Origin of the sequence: Neisseria sp. HMSC067H09, from assembly GCF_001814135.1 — a bacterium.
Classification (GTDB): domain Bacteria; phylum Pseudomonadota; class Gammaproteobacteria; order Burkholderiales; family Neisseriaceae; genus Neisseria.
Genome location: NZ_KV814909.1, coordinates 6,622 through 23,131, shown reverse-complemented (window position 1 = coordinate 23,131; position 16,510 = coordinate 6,622). Strand labels below are relative to the sequence as shown.

At 51.4% G+C, this 16,510-nt stretch carries 15 protein-coding genes; 7 read left to right on the top strand and 8 right to left on the bottom strand.

Annotated elements, in window-relative coordinates; translation table 11 throughout:
• Nucleotide 1: 1 nt before the first annotated feature.
• From kdsB to lpxK, 5 genes are all read right to left on the bottom strand, one after another.
• Nucleotides 2-763 carry a 3-deoxy-manno-octulosonate cytidylyltransferase gene (kdsB, locus tag HMPREF2954_RS06070; protein ID WP_045072720.1) on the bottom strand — a complete coding sequence of 254 codons (762 nt, stop codon included), beginning with the start codon at nucleotides 761-763 and terminating at the stop codon, nucleotides 2-4.
• Entirely contained in the window at nucleotides 760-942 is a 183-nt protein-coding gene (locus HMPREF2954_RS06065) for a Trm112 family protein (RefSeq protein ID WP_002221286.1), read from the bottom strand. The genes kdsB and HMPREF2954_RS06065 overlap by 4 nt, the downstream gene beginning before the upstream one ends.
• Nucleotides 943-1,036: 94 nt before the next feature.
• Nucleotides 1,037-1,612, bottom strand: coding sequence for a DUF2059 domain-containing protein (locus HMPREF2954_RS06060; protein WP_045072718.1), 576 nt, complete (start codon nucleotides 1,610-1,612; stop codon nucleotides 1,037-1,039).
• A gap of 20 nt (nucleotides 1,613-1,632) precedes the next feature.
• Nucleotides 1,633-2,163: a DUF2059 domain-containing protein gene (locus tag HMPREF2954_RS06055; RefSeq protein ID WP_231574611.1), complete on the bottom strand. Its 531-nt coding sequence runs from the start codon at nucleotides 2,161-2,163 to the stop codon at nucleotides 1,633-1,635.
• A gap of 54 nt (nucleotides 2,164-2,217) precedes the next feature.
• Nucleotides 2,218-3,243 (bottom strand): tetraacyldisaccharide 4'-kinase, encoded by a 1,026-nt coding sequence (gene lpxK, locus HMPREF2954_RS06050; protein WP_045072714.1) that lies wholly within the window; start codon nucleotides 3,241-3,243, stop codon nucleotides 2,218-2,220.
• 112 nt (nucleotides 3,244-3,355) lie between these two features.
• Between lpxK and xseA the strand changes: the two genes are divergently transcribed.
• The 4 genes from xseA to argS all read left to right on the top strand — a co-directional run bounded on the left by xseA (nucleotide 3,356) and on the right by argS (nucleotide 8,640).
• Nucleotides 3,356-4,705 carry an exodeoxyribonuclease VII large subunit gene (xseA, locus tag HMPREF2954_RS06045; protein ID WP_045072713.1) on the top strand — a complete coding sequence of 450 codons (1,350 nt, stop codon included), beginning with the start codon at nucleotides 3,356-3,358 and terminating at the stop codon, nucleotides 4,703-4,705.
• Between the two features lie 466 nt (nucleotides 4,706-5,171).
• Nucleotides 5,172-5,939, top strand: coding sequence for a CDP-diacylglycerol--serine O-phosphatidyltransferase (gene pssA, locus HMPREF2954_RS06040; protein WP_045072711.1), 768 nt, complete (start codon nucleotides 5,172-5,174; stop codon nucleotides 5,937-5,939).
• 3 nt (nucleotides 5,940-5,942) lie between these two features.
• On the top strand, nucleotides 5,943-6,752 hold the full coding sequence (locus tag HMPREF2954_RS06035) for a sulfite exporter TauE/SafE family protein (RefSeq protein WP_045072710.1): 810 nt from the start codon (nucleotides 5,943-5,945) through the stop codon (nucleotides 6,750-6,752).
• Nucleotides 6,753-6,921: 169 nt separating this feature from the next.
• Nucleotides 6,922-8,640 (top strand): arginine--tRNA ligase, encoded by a 1,719-nt coding sequence (argS, locus tag HMPREF2954_RS06030; protein ID WP_045072709.1) that lies wholly within the window; start codon nucleotides 6,922-6,924, stop codon nucleotides 8,638-8,640.
• Nucleotides 8,641-8,708: 68 nt separating this feature from the next.
• Here the strand turns inward: argS and HMPREF2954_RS06025 are convergent, their stop codons facing one another.
• The gene (locus HMPREF2954_RS06025) at nucleotides 8,709-9,194 is read right to left on the bottom strand and encodes a disulfide bond formation protein B (RefSeq protein ID WP_039856409.1); all 486 of its coding nucleotides are present in this window, start codon (nucleotides 9,192-9,194) and stop codon (nucleotides 8,709-8,711) included.
• 486 nt (nucleotides 9,195-9,680) lie between these two features.
• Here HMPREF2954_RS06025 and rpsO point away from each other — a divergent pair, with 486 nt between their 5' ends.
• On the top strand, nucleotides 9,681-9,950 hold the full coding sequence (rpsO, locus tag HMPREF2954_RS06020; protein WP_016687799.1) for a 30S ribosomal protein S15: 270 nt from the start codon (nucleotides 9,681-9,683) through the stop codon (nucleotides 9,948-9,950).
• 113 nt (nucleotides 9,951-10,063) lie between these two features.
• On the opposite strand, the gene greB is transcribed toward rpsO, so the two are convergent.
• Nucleotides 10,064-10,555: a transcription elongation factor GreB gene (gene greB, locus HMPREF2954_RS06015; RefSeq protein WP_039407314.1), complete on the bottom strand. Its 492-nt coding sequence runs from the start codon at nucleotides 10,553-10,555 to the stop codon at nucleotides 10,064-10,066.
• Between the two features lie 226 nt (nucleotides 10,556-10,781).
• Nucleotides 10,782-12,323, bottom strand: coding sequence for a surface lipoprotein assembly modifier (locus HMPREF2954_RS06010; protein WP_045072707.1), 1,542 nt, complete (start codon nucleotides 12,321-12,323; stop codon nucleotides 10,782-10,784).
• Between the two features lie 561 nt (nucleotides 12,324-12,884).
• On the opposite strand from HMPREF2954_RS06010, the gene HMPREF2954_RS06005 reads away from it, so the two are divergent.
• Nucleotides 12,885-13,877 carry a Slam-dependent surface lipoprotein gene (locus HMPREF2954_RS06005; RefSeq protein ID WP_045072706.1) on the top strand — a complete coding sequence of 331 codons (993 nt, stop codon included), beginning with the start codon at nucleotides 12,885-12,887 and terminating at the stop codon, nucleotides 13,875-13,877.
• Nucleotides 13,878-13,933: 56 nt separating this feature from the next.
• Nucleotides 13,934-16,351 carry a TonB-dependent hemoglobin/transferrin/lactoferrin family receptor gene (locus HMPREF2954_RS06000; protein WP_045072705.1) on the top strand — a complete coding sequence of 806 codons (2,418 nt, stop codon included), beginning with the start codon at nucleotides 13,934-13,936 and terminating at the stop codon, nucleotides 16,349-16,351.
• The last annotated feature ends 159 nt before the right edge of the window (nucleotides 16,352-16,510 follow it).

The window sequence follows — 16,510 nt, the reverse complement described above, 5'->3', positions numbered from 1 at the left end:
TTCAGACGGCCTCAAAGACGGCTCGGACCCTATCCAAATCTTCCTGCGTATCCACGCCGGCAGCGGGGGCTTCTTTGGCGGTTTCGACGGCAATCGGGTAGCCGTGCCACAGGACGCGTAGTTGCTCCAGCGATTCGGTGGTTTCCAGCGGCGAGACGCTCATTTCGGCGTAGCGTTGCAGGAAGCCGGCGCGGTAGGCGTAGATGCCGATATGGCGCAGGACGGCGGTTTCGGCGGGCAATTCGCGTTTTTCGGCGCGCATGGCATCGCGCGGATAGGGAATCGGGGCGCGGCTGAAGTAGATGGCGTTGCGGTTTTTGTCGAGGACGACTTTGACGACGTTAGGATTCATAAATTCGTCAAAATCGTGCAATTCGTGCGCCGCGGTCGCCATCTGCACGTTGTTTTCCACTAAAACTTCGGCTGTGCGGTCGATGAGTTCGGGGGCAATCAGCGGCTCGTCGCCCTGTACGTTGACGACCACCAGATGTTGCGGCAGTTTCAGCGCGGCGGCGGCTTCGGCAAGGCGCGTCGTGCCGCTTTCGTGCCGTTTTGAAGTCATGACGACTTCGACGCCGTGCGCCTGACAGGCCGTCTGAATGTCGGGATGGTCGGTGGCAACGACGACGCGCGCGGCTTTGCTTTTTGCCGCCTGTTCGGCAACGCGCACGACCATCGGTTTGCCGTGAATATCCGCCAAGGCTTTTCCGGGCAGGCGCGATGAATCCAGCCGCGCCGGAATCAATACGACGAATTCGGTCATGCTTTGAGTTCCTCTTCGCTCAACGCTCGTGCTTCGTTTTCCAGCATATAGGGAATGCCGTCTTTAATCGGATAGGCAAGCTTCGCCTGACGGCTCCACAATTCCTGTTTGTCCTGATGATATTCCAGCCTGCCTTTGGTAACGGGGCAGACGAGGATGTCTAAGAATTTTTTTTCCATGGGGTTTCTTTCGGGTTTGATGGTTTTAGCGAAGCTCGCTTCGCTCGTTTTGGCGAAACTTGCTTCGCTCGTTTTCTGACGACCTCAAGCGGCATTATTTTCTCCGTGCCGGTTTTTGGGGTTGCGTTGAGCAGGCTGGGGCAGGATTTTTGCCGCTGCACATAATCTGCAGGATTTCTCGGACTAATTTTTCGTTTTGATTTGATTTTTCGTATTTTTCGGCAATGATGTTCATTGTCGGATTCATCGTTGCCTCAAGATAGCGCGGCATTTTATCGAGTATTGATTGACCTACCTCCGTGCCGTAAAAGCCAATCAACGCATCGACTTCTTCCTGAGTAAGAACTGTTTTTATGCCCTCCATAGTTGCTTTACGCAATTGGGCGCGCACTTGCGGCGTGTTGATTTCAGCAATCGATTGGTTTGCATACTTTTTCAATACCGCCTCCAACTGCGGACGTTTGTCTTCCGGCGCATCTTTCAAAAATTTCTGTACATTCGGATCGGAAAGCACAATGCCCTCCATGCTTTGGAAAGACTGGTATAACAGGGCATCCATCTTCTGCACTTCAAACAGACGCTCCAGCGACGCGTCGCTGGGTGTAGCGGCAAATGCGTTGGCACACAATGCCAGCGCGGCGAAGGGCAATAACAAGGTTTTCAGTTTCATCTTTTTCTCCTGTTTAAGGTTTAGGGGGTACATTCTTCAGGCAAGATTTTTTTAATTTCGTTTTCAAATTCAATTAGGTAGCGTTCGCTAATTGTTTCAATTTCTTTCATATCCGCTTCGCTTGCCCCTATATTGGCGAGTTTTTTTATGAATGCCGAATTTTTCTCCATGATAGATTGTCCTACGGGAGTCTCGTAAAACGCAATCATGGCATCAATCTCTTGTTGAGTGAACTCGTCCTTGGCAACTTTTTTTATTTCTTTCATTAATTTGTCTCTACGTTGCGGTGTTAAATAGGCTGTAAACACTTTGTTCATATAACGGTCTGACGCGGCTTGTAATTGCGGCTGCAGTTCTGGTGGATATGAGGCGATGACCGGTTGCATGAGCTGTCGGTTTTGTGCTTCCGCCATGTTGGTCAAATTTTTGAGAAAGTCGCGTTCGATATGCTGGACTTCCATCCATCTATTTAAAGACTTATCGCTTGGGGGCGCGGCTGTTGCGGCGGAGCAGGCGGCAATGGCAATGAAAGTGAGCAGCAGTTTTTTCATGTTCATAAATTTCCTTATTATTTAAGACAAACAGCAACAAAGAATCAATTGATTTCAGACGACCTGTCGGGAATCTTCCAAGCGTTCCAACACGAACGCCGCCAAATCAGGTTCGATTATCGCACAAACAGGCAACACCCATACATGATTCAGATTGAGGTCGTCTGAAAACTTGACCGCATCTTTCTCCGTAATAATGACCGCGTCCGCATTGGGCAAATCTGCCGCTGCGATGTCGGCATGATCGGGCAGCGCGACGGTTTGGTTCAACGTGATGCCCATGTTCCGCAGCGAATCAAAAAAACGCTCCGGTTTGGCGATGCCTGCCACGGCGGCGACGGTTTGGTTTTTCAGACGACCTGTATCCAGTAATTCGGACGGATGGTTCAAACGGTAAATTTGTCCCGTTTCGATAAGGCTGTGAAACATGTTTTCAGACGGCGCAAACGACGCATCCGCTTGACCGCCGCTGACAACGACCGCATCCACTGAATCTAGCCGCGACAAAGGTTCGCGCAAACTGCCGTTGGGCAGCAAATCCAAATCCGACCGCCCCGTATCCGCCGCTGGAAATACCGCGATTTCCACATCCCGCCGCAGGGCGTAATGCTGCAAACCGTCGTCCGCCACAATCAGCCCGATGTCAGGATGCGCCGCCAGCAACGCCCTGCCTGCCTCCGCACGGCTGCTGCCCACCGCCGTCGGTGCGCCGGTTTTGCGGAACAGCAGCAAAGGCTCGTCACCCGCATCTTCCGCACGGCTCGCGACATTCAATACATGAACCGCCTTGCTCTTGCGCCCGTAGCCCCGGCTGATGATGCCGACCTTGATGCCTTTTTCCTGCAAACCCGACACCAGCGCGGCGACAATCGGCGTTTTCCCCGTCCCGCCCGCATGGATATTGCCGACCACGACCACGGGCACGGGCAGCTTTTCGCTTTTCAGACGACCTGAAACGAAATCATCGCGCCGTTTAGCCGCAATTTTGGCAAACAGTTTGGATAAGGGTTTGAGCAGGAAAGATAAAAACGGATTGGGGCGTTGCCAATGGCGTTCGATGATTTGATGGAGTTTGGGCATTCAGACGACCTTGAAATATTCGACTGAAGATTATATAACACAAGCCTATCGGCTATAAATGCCGCCCGAAACCCCTTATAATCCAACCTTTCCCCATTTATTCCCGCCCTCAATGTCCGAACTCTTCGCCCCCTCCTCCATTTCCGTATCCGAACTCAACGCCCTCGCCAAAGCCTTGCTGGAAGACCATCTTGCCGGTTTATGGATTGCGGGCGAAGTGTCCAATCTGACCCGTGCCGCCAGCGGACATTATTATTTCTCACTCAAAGACAGCCGCGCTCAGGTGCGTTGCGCCATGTTCAAGGGTGCGGCGGCGCGTTTGGCGAAACCTTTGAAAGAAGGCGACCATATCGAAGTGGCGGGCAAAATCAGTATTTACGAGGCGCGGGGCGAATTTCAGATTACGGTGAACGAGGTGCGGCTCAAAGGCTTGGGGCAGCTTTACGAAGCCTACGAGCGGCTGAAGGCGCAGTTGCAGGCGGAAGGCGCGTTTGCGGCGGAACGCAAAAAACCTTTGCCTGCCCGACCGCAATGTATCGGCATCGTAACCAGTCTGGCGGCGGCAGCATTGCGCGATGTCGTTACCACCCTGAAACGCCGTGCGCCCGAAATTCCCGTTATCGTCTATCCGACCGCCGTTCAGGGCGCGGGCAGCGAATTTCAGATTGCCCAAGCGATTAAAACCGCATCGCAACGCGCCGAATGCGATGTGTTGATTGTCTGTCGCGGCGGCGGCAGCATTGAAGACTTGTGGGCGTTTAACGAAGAGCCGGTCGTACGCGCCATCGAAGCCTGCGCGATTCCGGTCGTCAGCGGCGTGGGACACGAAACCGATTTCACGCTCGCCGACTTCGTCGCCGACGTACGCGCGCCCACGCCGACCGGCGCGGCGGAACTGGTCAGCCCCAACCGCCAAGAATCGCTGCACCGCCTCGCCCAAGCCAAAGGTCGTCTGAAAACCGTTTTGGAACAACGCTATTTCGATGCCAGCCAAAAGCTCGACTGGCTCGCGCGGCAAATCCGCCACCCGCGCCAAAAACTCGACGAACAGCGCACCTACATCCACAAACTGGCGCAAACCCTGTCCTACTCGATGACGCAAAACGTCCACGCCCACACCGCCCGTTTCGAACGCCAAACCCAAGCCCTGCAACATTACCGCCCCGATATTTCCGTTTACCGGCAAGACATCAACCGCTTTCAGACGACCTTGTCGCACGCCTTCCGCCAACTGCTCGCCCAGCGCCGCCAAAGCCTGACCGCCCAAACCGCCCTGCTCGAAGCCGTATCGCCGCAGCAGATTCTGGAGCGCGGCTTCTCTGTCGTTAAAAACACACGCGGACAAGTCATCCGCAACGCCAACGCGTTGAAACAAGGGCAGAAACTGCACATCACTTTTGCCGACGGCGAAACCGACGTGCGCGTGACCAAAGAGCAGGCGCAGCGGGAATTGTTTGATTAACCGTCGGCTTGAATGAAGAAAGTCGTCTGAAAACAGGGTCGATTAAAATAGGAACTTCCCTTGCCGTCATCCTCACGCAGGCGTGAATTTTGACTCCGCTTTCAAATATTCGCTTTGATAAAATTTGATCTGTTTTTTTTCAAACGACCCGCTTCTCACGAATCCCTTTTGCCGATATGGCACGTATGCCGAGTCCGTAGGCCAATCATGATCTTCGCGGGCAAAGCCCACGCTACACGTGTTGTTTGGTTGTTCGAATTTGATAAAAATACGGCAATTTACGGCTGATTGTTCCTGTTTTTAGAAAGACAGCAAAACTCATATTTCGGTAAAAAGGTCGTCTGAAAATGAACAAGCCAAGCGGTATTCACACATTTTCAGACGACCTCCTGCACATTCAGGAATCATTTTCATCTCAATACGGTATAATCTCTCTATCTGCCTTGTACTGCATCATCAAACGATTATGGACAATATGCAAAACCAACCGCCAATCCCGCCGCGAAATTCGCTGCGCCGCAACAGTATTTACCTGCTGCCCAACTCCTTCACCATTGCCGCGTTGTTCTGCGCCTTTTTCGCCATCACCCAATCCATGCACGGGCGTTATGAGACGGCGGCGATCGCAGTATTCCTCTCCATGCTGCTCGACGGCATGGATGGTCGCGTGGCGCGGCTGACCAACAGCCAAAGCGCGTTCGGCGAACAGCTAGACAGCCTTGCCGATATGGTGAGCTTCGGCGTTGCGCCCGCCTTGATTATTTACAAATGGCAGCTCTGGCAGTTTGGCAAAATCGGTTATTCCGTCGCCTTCATCTACTGCGCCTGCGCCGCTCTGCGCCTCGCCCTCTTCAACACACTCATCGGCAAAGTCGATAAACGATGGTTCATCGGTGTTCCCAGTCCGACCGCCGCTGCGTTGATTGTCGGCCTGATTTGGGTCAACCACAGCATCGAACGCTTCCCCGGCGTACATTGGTGGGCTTTGGGCATCACGCTTTTCGCCGGTATTTCCATGATTATCCAAATCCCGTTTTGGAGCTTTAAAGAAATCAATATCCGCCGCCAAGTCCCGTTTATGGGCATGGTGCTTGCCGTGTTGGTATTGTTGCTCATCAACTGGAAACCTTCGCTTGTACTTTTCCTGTTTTTCCTGGGTTACAGCCTCTCCGGCTACATCATGGCAGTATGGCGTTGGTTGAAAAAACGCCGTAAAACCAAAAAGGTCGTCTGAAAAATGTGGACTTGGGACATCATCTTCTCCCTGCTCGCTGTCGGAAGCGCGGCGGGCTTTATTGCGGGATTGTTCGGCGTAGGCGGCGGCACATTGATTGTCCCCGTCGTCTTGTGGACGTTGCAACTGCAAGGCATCAGCAGCCACCCCTACGCCCAACATCTCGCCATCGGCACATCCTTCGCCGTCATGGTATTCACCACCTTCTCCAGCATGTACGCGCAGCACAAAAAAAGCGCCATCGACTGGCAGACTGTCCGCCGTATGACCCCCTCCATGATATTCGGCGTACTGATCGGCGCAGTAACCGCCAAATACATGCCTACCCGCGCCCTGCAAATCTTCTTTATCGCATTCCTAACCCTTATCGCCCTCAAAACCCTGACAGACTCCAAACCCAAAGCCTCGCGCCACCTGCCCGCCCTACCCGGCTTAAGCGCGGTCGGCACATTGTTCGGCGCAGCTTCGAGCTGGGTCGGCATCGGCGGCGGCTCGCTGTCCGTCCCCTTCCTGATGTATTGCAACTTCCCCGCCCACCGCGCCATCGGCACATCCTCCGGCCTCGCCTGGCCGATTGCGCTCGCCGGCACAATCGGCTATCTCGTTACCGGCTGGAACGTTCCCGACCTGCCACACGGCTCCGGCGGCTTCCTCTATCTGCCCGCCGTCGCCATCCTCAGCATCGCAACCATGATTTTTGCCCCGATCGGCGTCAAAACCGCGCACAAACTCCCCGCCCGCCAGCTTAAAATCTCCTTCGGCATCATGCTGCTGCTGATTGCCATAAAAATGGCTTGGAACCTTGTCCGTTGAATTTTTCCAAACGCTGCCATCATTAAAAGGTCATCTGAAAACGGGCATGGCAGGTTACGCCGAAACCATCCACATTTTTTCAGACGACCTTTCACCTTAGCCCTGTTTCAACACCCCAAATTCTTTTAAAATACCGCCTGATTTGAATTTAACCGAGAGACCGAACTTCATGAACCTACATCAAACCGTCGAACGCGAAGCCGCCGCTGCCTTTGCCGCCGCAGGCATCGCCGACAGCCCCGTTGTTTTGCAGCCGACCAAAAACGCCGAACACGGCGATTTCCAAATCAACGGCGTGATGGGTGCGGCGAAAAAAGCCAAACAAAATCCGCGCGAATTGGCGCAAAAGGTCGCTGAAGCATTGGCGGGCAATACCGTGATTGAAAGCGCGGAAGTGGCCGGACCCGGCTTCATCAACCTGCGCCTGCGCCCCGAATTTCTCGCCCAAAACATTCATGCGGCTTTGAACGACGCGCGTTTCGGCATAGCAAAAACCGACAAACCTCAAACCGTCGTTATCGACTATTCCTCGCCCAATCTGGCGAAGGAAATGCACGTCGGCCACCTGCGTTCCAGCATCATCGGCGACAGTATTTCGCGCGTGTTGGAATTTATGGGCAACACCGTCATCCGCCAAAACCACGTCGGCGACTGGGGTACGCAATTCGGCATGTTGGTTGCTTATTTGGTTGAGCAGCAAAAAGACAATGCCGCGTTTGAGTTGGCGGATTTGGAGCAGTTTTACCGCGCCGCCAAAGTACGTTTCGACGAAGACCCCGCCTTTGCCGACACCGCGCGCGAATACGTTGTGAAGCTGCAAGGCGGCGATGAAACCGTTTTGGCGTTGTGGAAACAGTTTGTCGATATTTCGCTCTCGCACGCCCAAGCCGTTTACGACACGCTGGGCTTGAAACTGCGCCCTGAGGACGTGGCGGGCGAATCGAAATACAACGACGATTTGCAGCCCGTGGTCGATGATTTGGTTCAAAAAGGTCTGGCGGTCGAAGACGACGGCGCGAAAGTCGTGTTCTTGGATGAGTTTAAAAACAAAGAAGGCGAACCTGCCGCATTTATCGTGCAAAAACAAGGCGGCGGCTTTCTCTACGCCTCCACCGATTTGGCGTGCCTGCGCTACCGCATAGGTCGTCTGAAAGCCGACCGCCTGCTCTACGTCGTCGACCACCGCCAAGCCCTGCATTTCGAACAACTTTTCACCACTTCCCGCAAAGCAGGCTATCTGCCGGAAGATGCAAAAGCCGAGTTTATCGGCTTCGGCACCATGATGGGCAAAGACGGCAAACCGTTCAAAACGCGCAGCGGCGACACCGTGAAACTGGTTGACCTGCTGACCGAAGCCGTCGAGCGCGCCAGCGCTTTAGTGAAAGAAAAAAATCCCGAATTAGGCGCAGACGAAGCAGCGAAAATCGGCAAAACCGTCGGCATCGGCGCGGTCAAATACGCCGATTTGAGCAAAAACCGCACCAGCGATTATGTGTTCGACTGGGACGCCATGCTCTCGTTTGAAGGCAACACCGCCCCCTACCTGCAATACGCCTACACCCGCGTGCAAAGCGTGTTGCGCAAAGCCGGCGAATGGGACGCAACCGCGCCCACCGTTTTGACCGAACCGCTGGAAAAACAGCTTGCCGCTGAGCTTCTGAAATTCGAAGACGTACTGCAAAGCGTGGCGGACACGGCGTATCCGCACTATCTGGCAAACTATCTTTACCAAATTGCCACCCTGTTCAGCCGCTTCTACGAAGCCTGCCCGATACTCAAAGCCGAAGGCGCAACCCGCAACAGCCGCCTGCAACTGGCGAAACTTACCGGCGACACGCTGAAACAAGGCTTGGATTTGCTGGGCATTGACGTGTTGGATGTGATGTAAGTCATTCCCCATAAGCAAAGGTCGTCTGAAAACGGATTTTCAGACGACCTTTTTTAAATTCCGGACATTTATTTCGTTTTCAACCAAGCAAACCAAACCAATACGACAACGAAACAAAAATAAGCGATGCTCCAAACCGGCAGCGCAATACCCAAAAAATAATCCGGTACGGCGCAATTGCCGAAGCCGCGCACGATGGGTTCGAACCAGTCAAACAACGGCCAGTCCTTCAGGCGGAACGTCCACGGTGCGCCGCAGGAAGGTGCCGTACCCGGCGGCAGGCTTTGCAACCACAACTGATAAGCCGCCGTCCCTATCCCGTACACAGCAGGCGCGCTGATAAGCAAAGCGGAAAACGTCCGCCCCACTTTGGAAGACTGACGGAAAAATACCGCCAGCAAAGCCGCCACCCCGACCGCCAATACGCACAAACGCTGCACGATGCACAATACGCAGGGATTCATCCCTAAAACATATTGCGAAACAAACGAACCGCAGGCAGCCAATACGGACAAAACGAGCAAAAACAAGGCTGTTTTTCTAAAAAAATTCATAATATCAAAGCTCTTTTAAATTTCAGACGACCTCTTCATGCCGTCGATCAGCGTCTATTTTACTACAAAACCCACGCCCTTCCGAAAAGCCCTACCCATTCGCTGAAATTCAAAAAAAGTACCCACGTCGCCATTTCTGTTCAAGCGGCAATCCGCAATAATCGCTGAATCTTGCCGAAATCAGAAGCCCGGATTCACGCCTGTTCAGGAAGTTCAGGAATGATGGGAATATTTTCCATTTTAACCTGCTGTAAAATGCACCGAATCAAAACTTCTCGCACATACTTTACGCCACACCCCGATACATTTTCAGACGACATTTCCACAATTTCGTATCAAAAACAGGATTCAGCCGTGCAAAACAGATGAAACTGTGGCATAATCCGCCCGTCTTCACAAAAAGACTTCAGGAGTTTGAACGGGTTCGCGCTCGTCAAACTTGTCCGAACCGAATAACGGTTCTTTTATTTTTCGGAGTTATCCATCATGGCATTGACCGTAGAACAAAAAGCACAAATTGTTAAAGATTTCCAACGCAAAGAAGGCGATACCGGCTCTTCTGAAGTACAAGTCGCTCTGTTGACTTTCCGCATCAACGACCTGACTCCCCACTTCAAAGCCAACCCTAAAGACCACCACAGCCGTCGCGGCCTGTTGAAAATGGTCAGCCAACGTCGCCGTCTGTTGTCTTACTTGCGCCGTACCCAACCTGATACATACCGCAACCTGATCACCCGCTTGGGTCTGCGCAAATAATTTATGCTTTACCGGACACCGCTTGCAAAAGCGGTGTTTTCTTATGGAAAAGGTCGTCTGAAAACGTATTGGTAAAGTTTTCAGACGACCTATCTCTTATGCTTGCGAGAGATTTAATCTATCCGTATATATTCCACCGACAAAATCTCAATCTCCTCGCGCCCTTCCGGTGTATTCAAGATGACTTCGTCCCCTTCTCTCGCTTTAATCAGACAACGCGCCAACGGGGAAATCCAAGAAATTTTGTTTTGCGCGGTATCGATTTCATCGACGCCGACGATTTTCACGGTTTGCTCTCGCCCGTCGCCGCGCAACAGTCCGACGGTTGCGCCGAAAAACACTTGGTCGGTCGCTTCGCGCAATTCTGGATCGACGACGACGGCGGCTTCCAAACGCTTGGTCAGAAAACGGATGCGGCGGTCGATTTCGCGCATACGGCGTTTGCCGTAAAGATAGTCGCCGTTTTCGCTGCGGTCGCCGTTGCTTGCCGCCCAGTTGACAATTTGGACGATTTCGGGACGTTCTTTATTGACCAGTTGATATAGCTCGTCTTTCAACGCCTGCCAACCAACGGGTGTAATGTAGTTTTTGGTTTCGGTACTCATGATATATATCTGATTATTTGGGATATACGGCAGTTCCAACAAAACTCCGAACTGCCGCATTGAAATGACTGATTCTACCGTCCTTAAGACGGAAGGTTCAAGCTGTCCATATTGATTGCAAAACCATATCCATCGGTTTGAAAATACCGCAAAGGTCGTCTGAAAGCCTACGATGCCCGTTTTCAGACGACCTTTATTGATTAAGTATTCGAATTTTAGGCTTTTTTTAAAAATTCCACTCCGCGCCCAACGACCATTGACGGCTGCTGCGTCGTGCATAAGGGGCATTGCTGCGGATGCGGCTGTATCCGTAATTCAAGGTCGGCGTGATGCCTTTGTAGGACAATTTGTCATGGCTGAGGCTAACAGAGAGAGAGCGCTCGCGGTTGCGTTGCGGCTCCGTGCCGAATGCCATAATGCCTTTATAGCGGCGGTTGGCAAATGAAGCGGTCAGGCGGCTGTTCAGCCCGCCCAAAAACGGCCATTGCTGTATCCAGCCTATATTGAACCCGCTGCGGCGGTAGGCGGCATTGTTGACGGCATTGCGTATGTTTTTGTTTTCAGGAACAAAGCGGTTGTATTGCCAACCGCCGAACAGGGTCGTTCTGCCAAAACGGCGCGCCAGGGAGAGATAGGTACTGTCGTGCCAACCGTCGTTACGCAGCGCACGATCAGTTTCCCGATAGTTTTGGCGGTAGCGTTCCAGCGAGTAATAAAGTTGTGTCGCGTTGCCGAGATTGACCATATGTGAAAGCTGTACGCCGACTCCGTGAGCCAGCATATAGGGCGCGGCGCGACGGTTGTTTTCTTTTTTGCTGTCAAATTCGCTGCTGCCCGCCAACTGTGCCTGATAAAACGGTAAAACGCTGACGGTTTGTTTGCCGTCCTTGCGCTGCCAGCCCAAATAAGCCCTGCCGAACGCATCGTCGTAAGCCGATTGGCGGTCGAAAAAATAGCTCGTTCCGCTGAGGTTGGCGCGGAATTTGACGGCGTGATGCCCGTACAGCGGGGTGAGTTTTTCGGTGTTCAATTCGTAATTCAAGCCGTTGGCACTGACGGGCAAAGTAACGCTGCATGCGGTTTGCCCCCTTGTTTCGATGCAATAACGCGGAGCAGCGTTGTTGGCGTTATCGCTATGCACGGGACTGATTCCGCCTGACCATTTCCATTCTGTCTGCCGCTTGACGGCTTCTTGAAAACGTTTGACGTTTTCCAAAACAGGGGCAGGTATATCGCGTTGCGCGGCATGGCGGAAATGCGCCGCCGCCTCGCCCAAACGATAATCCTGAAACTCTGCCGCCGCCAAATCCAATAATATGCGGTCGTCTGAAGCGTCAGATTCATAAAGGGTACGATAACGTTCGACCGCTTCGGAAGTCCGCCCTTTCAACTTTGCCAGCAAAGCATCGGCACGCGTAATCAGCTTGGGATTGTGGTTGGGCTGTTTGCGGTAAAGTGCGGCAAGCGAAGAAACCAAATCTGCGCTATTGCCGTTGAGTGCTTGAATCAGCGCGTCCTCGAGAATACGCGGGTTTGCCGCTAAAAAATCATCGCCGACCACAGTCGGTTCGCCTGCATTCTCATTCTTTTCAGACGACCTTTCTTCTTCGGACAAAATATCCAGCCATTGTTTTTGCTGCACTTGTACGGCAGCATCCTGAGAAGGCGCATCCTGCCGGACACTACCTTCGGGCAATTGAGCCAAGACTGCAGAAGGCAACAGGCAACATAAAGATACCGAAACCATTTTTTGTTTTATTCTTAACATTCAAAATCATCCGAAATATATGTTTGTATATCGCAGGGATAGCCAAATGCAAACCACCATGCCCTACTGATTCCCCCAGTCAGGGATTTACGGCTATCAAAGGTCGTCTGAAACTTTTCAGACGACCTTATTTTTGCGTAAAAGCAACAGATTCGCATTAAGATGCAGCATTATAGAGGTAAAATTCCAAAACAAACATAACTGATTTATTTTTATGGTCTTATAAATTATTCAAATGTTATTCATCAGTAGATTCATAGGATTAATCAAGCCAACCCACTAAACACGCCTGCAATATATCTTGCGTATCCAAAGCAATAGTTTAATTACACTATCACACGATATTCTTCATCATTAATAGATAGCATTATCAAATCAAATATTTAGAATAAATATTCAAACCTATGTCATTAATTGATTTATTTCTTAATATTTACTTCAAAAATCATAAAAACTCCGCGCAGATATTGCCAAGACGCCATAATTATTACAAAATATTACAACAAAATTGGTAATCCTTATCATTAATTTATAAAATATCAATATTAAGAGAGATTCATCATGAAAATCAAAGTATCCGCAATTTCTGCGGTAGCGACCCTTATTCTGACTGCCTGCGCGGGAGGAGGTGCATCAGAACCCAAAGTCCCCGTTGCCATTCCGACAGCGCAACCTATCGCCAATATCAAGCTGAGTGATGAGAGCAGTGCAATAAAGACCATAAACACCCTTTCCGGCAAAGGCGGCAGCCTGCATGAAGCGGAACTCGAAGTGAAAACATCATGGGGCAGCTATACCGATAAACAATATGTCTATCAAACCCCTTCCGGCAACTATTACAACATCAGCTCATATTCCGACCCGATTGTCCCATCATATTCCAGCCCATCTTATGCCCTGCGTACCCGCCATGAAGGACAACCTTTATCTGAAGGTGGCAAACTGTTTGTCTGTTGCAGCAATTCCGGACAATTCACCTATGCACCGGCAACCAAACATGACCACCTCAAATTCGGCGCATGGATAAATGCAGACGGCACGGCAGACCTGTTTGTCGGCGGCAAACCCGTCGGAACGGCGAAACCGTCTTATTACACTCCGTCAGACAGTACAGTGGCAAAAGGCAAGACTACATACGAAGTTTGGGCTGTCCGCGTCCGCAACGGCAATATCGTTACCTCAACCTACGATCCGGGCAAATCCTCCGGGTCGTCTGAAAAAAACACGCCCAAACTTTCACTGCTGACAGCCAATTTCAACACCAATAAACTCGGCGGCACGATTTTAGGTAATGCGGATTACGGTCCGGACGTTGTGATGAAAGATGTAGGCATCAACGGCGTTGATTTCTCAGGCACTGCTGAATCCGATGGTAAAAACGGCAAAGTCGAAGGAAAATTCTTTGGTCAATTTAACGGCGATAAAACAGAAGTCAGTATAGGCGGTAAAGTTACCTTTGATGCCGATAAATCGTTGGATACCGTATTCGGCGGCGTGAAGAATGATGACGACCGCAATACAACAGATACGAGTTTGACACCTGTCAGCAAGTAACCGCACATCAGGCATCCCAATAAACCAATAATCAGTACATCTTAAAGAGGCAAAAAATGTCCTTCCCCTTCAAACCCGTACTGCTGGCAGCCATTGTCAGCCAAACTTTCCCTGCCTTCGCTGCCGACCCCGTACCACAAGCCCATCAGGACTTGAATGAAGTCAAAGTCATCGGCGGCCGTAAAGCCCAAAAACTCGGCGAAGAGAAAGTCCGCCGTCAGGCATTGGATAAACAAATGGTCTCTGATGAAAGCGACTTGGTACGCTACGATCCGGGCATCAGCGTCGTCGAAGGCGGACGCTCAGGTTCTAACGGTTTTACCATACGCGGTGTCGATAAAGACCGCGTTGCCATCAACGTGGACGGACTGGCACAAGCAGAAAGCAGGTCGTCTGAAGCATTCCAAGAACTGTTCGGCGCATACGGCAACTTCAATGCCAACCGCAACACTTCCGAACCCGAAAACTTCTCGGAAGTTACCATCAACAAAGGCGCGGACTCGCTCAAATCCGGCAGCGGCGCATTGGGCGGTGCCGTCAACTATAAAACCAAATCCGCAAGCGACTATGTTTCCGAAGAAAAGCCTTACCACTTAGGCATTAAAGGCGGCTATATCGGACGCAACAGCCAAAAATTCAGCAGCATAACCGCCGCTGGAACCTGGTTGGGGCTGGATGCATTGATGGTTTATACCCGCCGTTTCGGTAAAGAAACCAAAAACAACAGCGACGCTGCCGATACTGTCATCACCGACAACAAACAAAGCTGGAACCCGAATGCCGGCAGCACCAACTACGGCAGCCGCGGCGTAGCCCGCAGCAAACCCGATCCACAAGATTGGGTAAACAAAAGCACCTTATTCAAACTGGGTTACAACTTCAACGATAAAAACCGTATCGGTTGGATTTACGAGGATTCACGCACCGACCGCACGACGACTGAATTATCTAATATGTGGGCGGCAAACTGGAAAGGTGAGGCTCTGGGCGATACCCGTTCCCGCCAAGACATCTCCTACCGTAAACGCATCGGTTTTGAATACAAAAACCAACTTGACAAAGGACCATGGGACAGTCTCAACCTGCATTACGACCGTCAAACCATCGACATGAGTACCTGGACTTGGGACTTGCCGACCGATTACGCCAGCAACGGTGTGAACAGCGACGTGTACCATATGTTTCGCAACATCCGTCAAAAAAATACCCAATTTGGTGCCGATGCTGAAAAACAAATCGACTTTTCCAAATTGGTATGGGCAATGCAATACGGATTGGGTGGTTCCCAAAACGACAACGACAATAGAGATCATAGCTATTGGGTACGCCTATACGACCCGAAATATCAAACGTCCAACAACCAAGAATTGACTATGCTGGTCGAAAGCTCCTCCAAAAACCGTTTTGCCTACTGGAACAACACATTCCAATTCGGCGACAGCAGCCAATACCGCCTCAACGCCGGGCTTCGCTACGACAACAGCAGCAGCAAAGCCAAAGACAATCCCAACTACACTCCTGCCATCCGCGGTCAAATTCCTTATCTCGGCAGCGAACGTAAACACAGCGGTTTCAGCTACGGTTTAGGATTAGACTGGAAATTCACGCCGCGTCTGAATCTTTTGGCAAAATATAGCACTGGCTTCCGCGCGCCGACTTCAGACGAAACCTGGCTATTGTTCCCGCATCCTGACTTCTACCTTAAAGCAAACCCTAACCTTAAGGCAGAAACCGCCAAAAACTTCGAACTGGGACTTGCCGGCAGCGGCAAAGCCGGAAACTTTAAATTCTCCGGTTTCCAAACCCGCTACCGCAACTTTATCGAACTGACCTACATGGGCGTGTCCTCAGACAACCCCAACAGCCCTAATTATGCGCCGATTTCCGACGGTACCGCCTTGGTCAGCTCACCCGTTTGGCAAAACCAAAACCGTTCCTCCGCATGGGCGAAAGGTTTGGAATTTAACGGCACATGGAACCTTGACAGCATCGGTTTGCCGCAAGGCACGCACGCAGGTATCAACGTCAGCTACATCAAAGGCAAAGCCAAACAGACCAACGGACAGGAAACCCCGATTAACGCCCTTTCCCCGTGGTCTGCCGTTTACAATCTGGGCTACGATGCGCCGTCCAAACGCTGGGGCGTCAACGCATACCTGACCCACACCGCAGCTAAAAAACCGTCTGACACCGTCCACAGCAGTGATGATTTGAACAATCCCTGGCCTTTTGCCAAGCACAGCAAAGCCTATACGCTTTTCGACCTGACAGGCTACGTCAACTTGGGCAAATATTTCACCCTGCGCGCCGGTGCGTACAACATCGGCAACAAAAAATACTATACTTGGGAATCGCTGCGCAGCATCCGCGAATTCGGCACAGTCAACCGCGTCGACAACAAAACCCATGCCGGTATAGAACGCTTCACCTCTCCCGGCAGAAGCTACAACTTCACGCTTGAAGCCAAGTTCTAAAAAAGTTTGAAGTAACAAGAAAGGTCGTCTGAAACTTGAAATCCAAGTTTCAGACGATCTTTTTCTATTGATATACAACAATCGGCAGAGAAAATCCTCACCAAACGTTTATGGAATGAAACAACAAATATAGTGGATTAAATTTAAATCAGGACAAGG

Bases quoted from the DNA above. Each gene is read 5' to 3' on its own strand.
- argS (WP_045072709.1), top strand. From the start codon at position 6,922: ATGAACCTACATCAAACCGTCGAACGCGAAGCCGCCGCTGCCTTTGCC.
- greB (WP_039407314.1), bottom strand. From the start codon at position 10,555: ATGAGTACCGAAACCAAAAACTACATTACACCCGTTGGTTGGCAGGCG.
- lpxK (WP_045072714.1), bottom strand. From the start codon at position 3,243: ATGCCCAAACTCCATCAAATCATCGAACGCCATTGGCAACGCCCCAAT.
- kdsB (WP_045072720.1), bottom strand. From the start codon at position 763: ATGACCGAATTCGTCGTATTGATTCCGGCGCGGCTGGATTCATCGCGC.
- HMPREF2954_RS06060 (WP_045072718.1), bottom strand. From the start codon at position 1,612: ATGAAACTGAAAACCTTGTTATTGCCCTTCGCCGCGCTGGCATTGTGT.
- pssA (WP_045072711.1), top strand. From the start codon at position 5,172: ATGGACAATATGCAAAACCAACCGCCAATCCCGCCGCGAAATTCGCTG.
- HMPREF2954_RS06035 (WP_045072710.1), top strand. From the start codon at position 5,943: ATGTGGACTTGGGACATCATCTTCTCCCTGCTCGCTGTCGGAAGCGCG.
- rpsO (WP_016687799.1), top strand. From the start codon at position 9,681: ATGGCATTGACCGTAGAACAAAAAGCACAAATTGTTAAAGATTTCCAA.
- HMPREF2954_RS06025 (WP_039856409.1), bottom strand. From the start codon at position 9,194: ATGAATTTTTTTAGAAAAACAGCCTTGTTTTTGCTCGTTTTGTCCGTA.
- HMPREF2954_RS06000 (WP_045072705.1), top strand. From the start codon at position 13,934: ATGTCCTTCCCCTTCAAACCCGTACTGCTGGCAGCCATTGTCAGCCAA.
- HMPREF2954_RS06005 (WP_045072706.1), top strand. From the start codon at position 12,885: ATGAAAATCAAAGTATCCGCAATTTCTGCGGTAGCGACCCTTATTCTG.
- HMPREF2954_RS06055 (WP_231574611.1), bottom strand. From the start codon at position 2,163: ATGAAAAAACTGCTGCTCACTTTCATTGCCATTGCCGCCTGCTCCGCC.
- xseA (WP_045072713.1), top strand. From the start codon at position 3,356: ATGTCCGAACTCTTCGCCCCCTCCTCCATTTCCGTATCCGAACTCAAC.
- HMPREF2954_RS06065 (WP_002221286.1), bottom strand. From the start codon at position 942: ATGGAAAAAAAATTCTTAGACATCCTCGTCTGCCCCGTTACCAAAGGC.
- HMPREF2954_RS06010 (WP_045072707.1), bottom strand. From the start codon at position 12,323: ATGTTAAGAATAAAACAAAAAATGGTTTCGGTATCTTTATGTTGCCTG.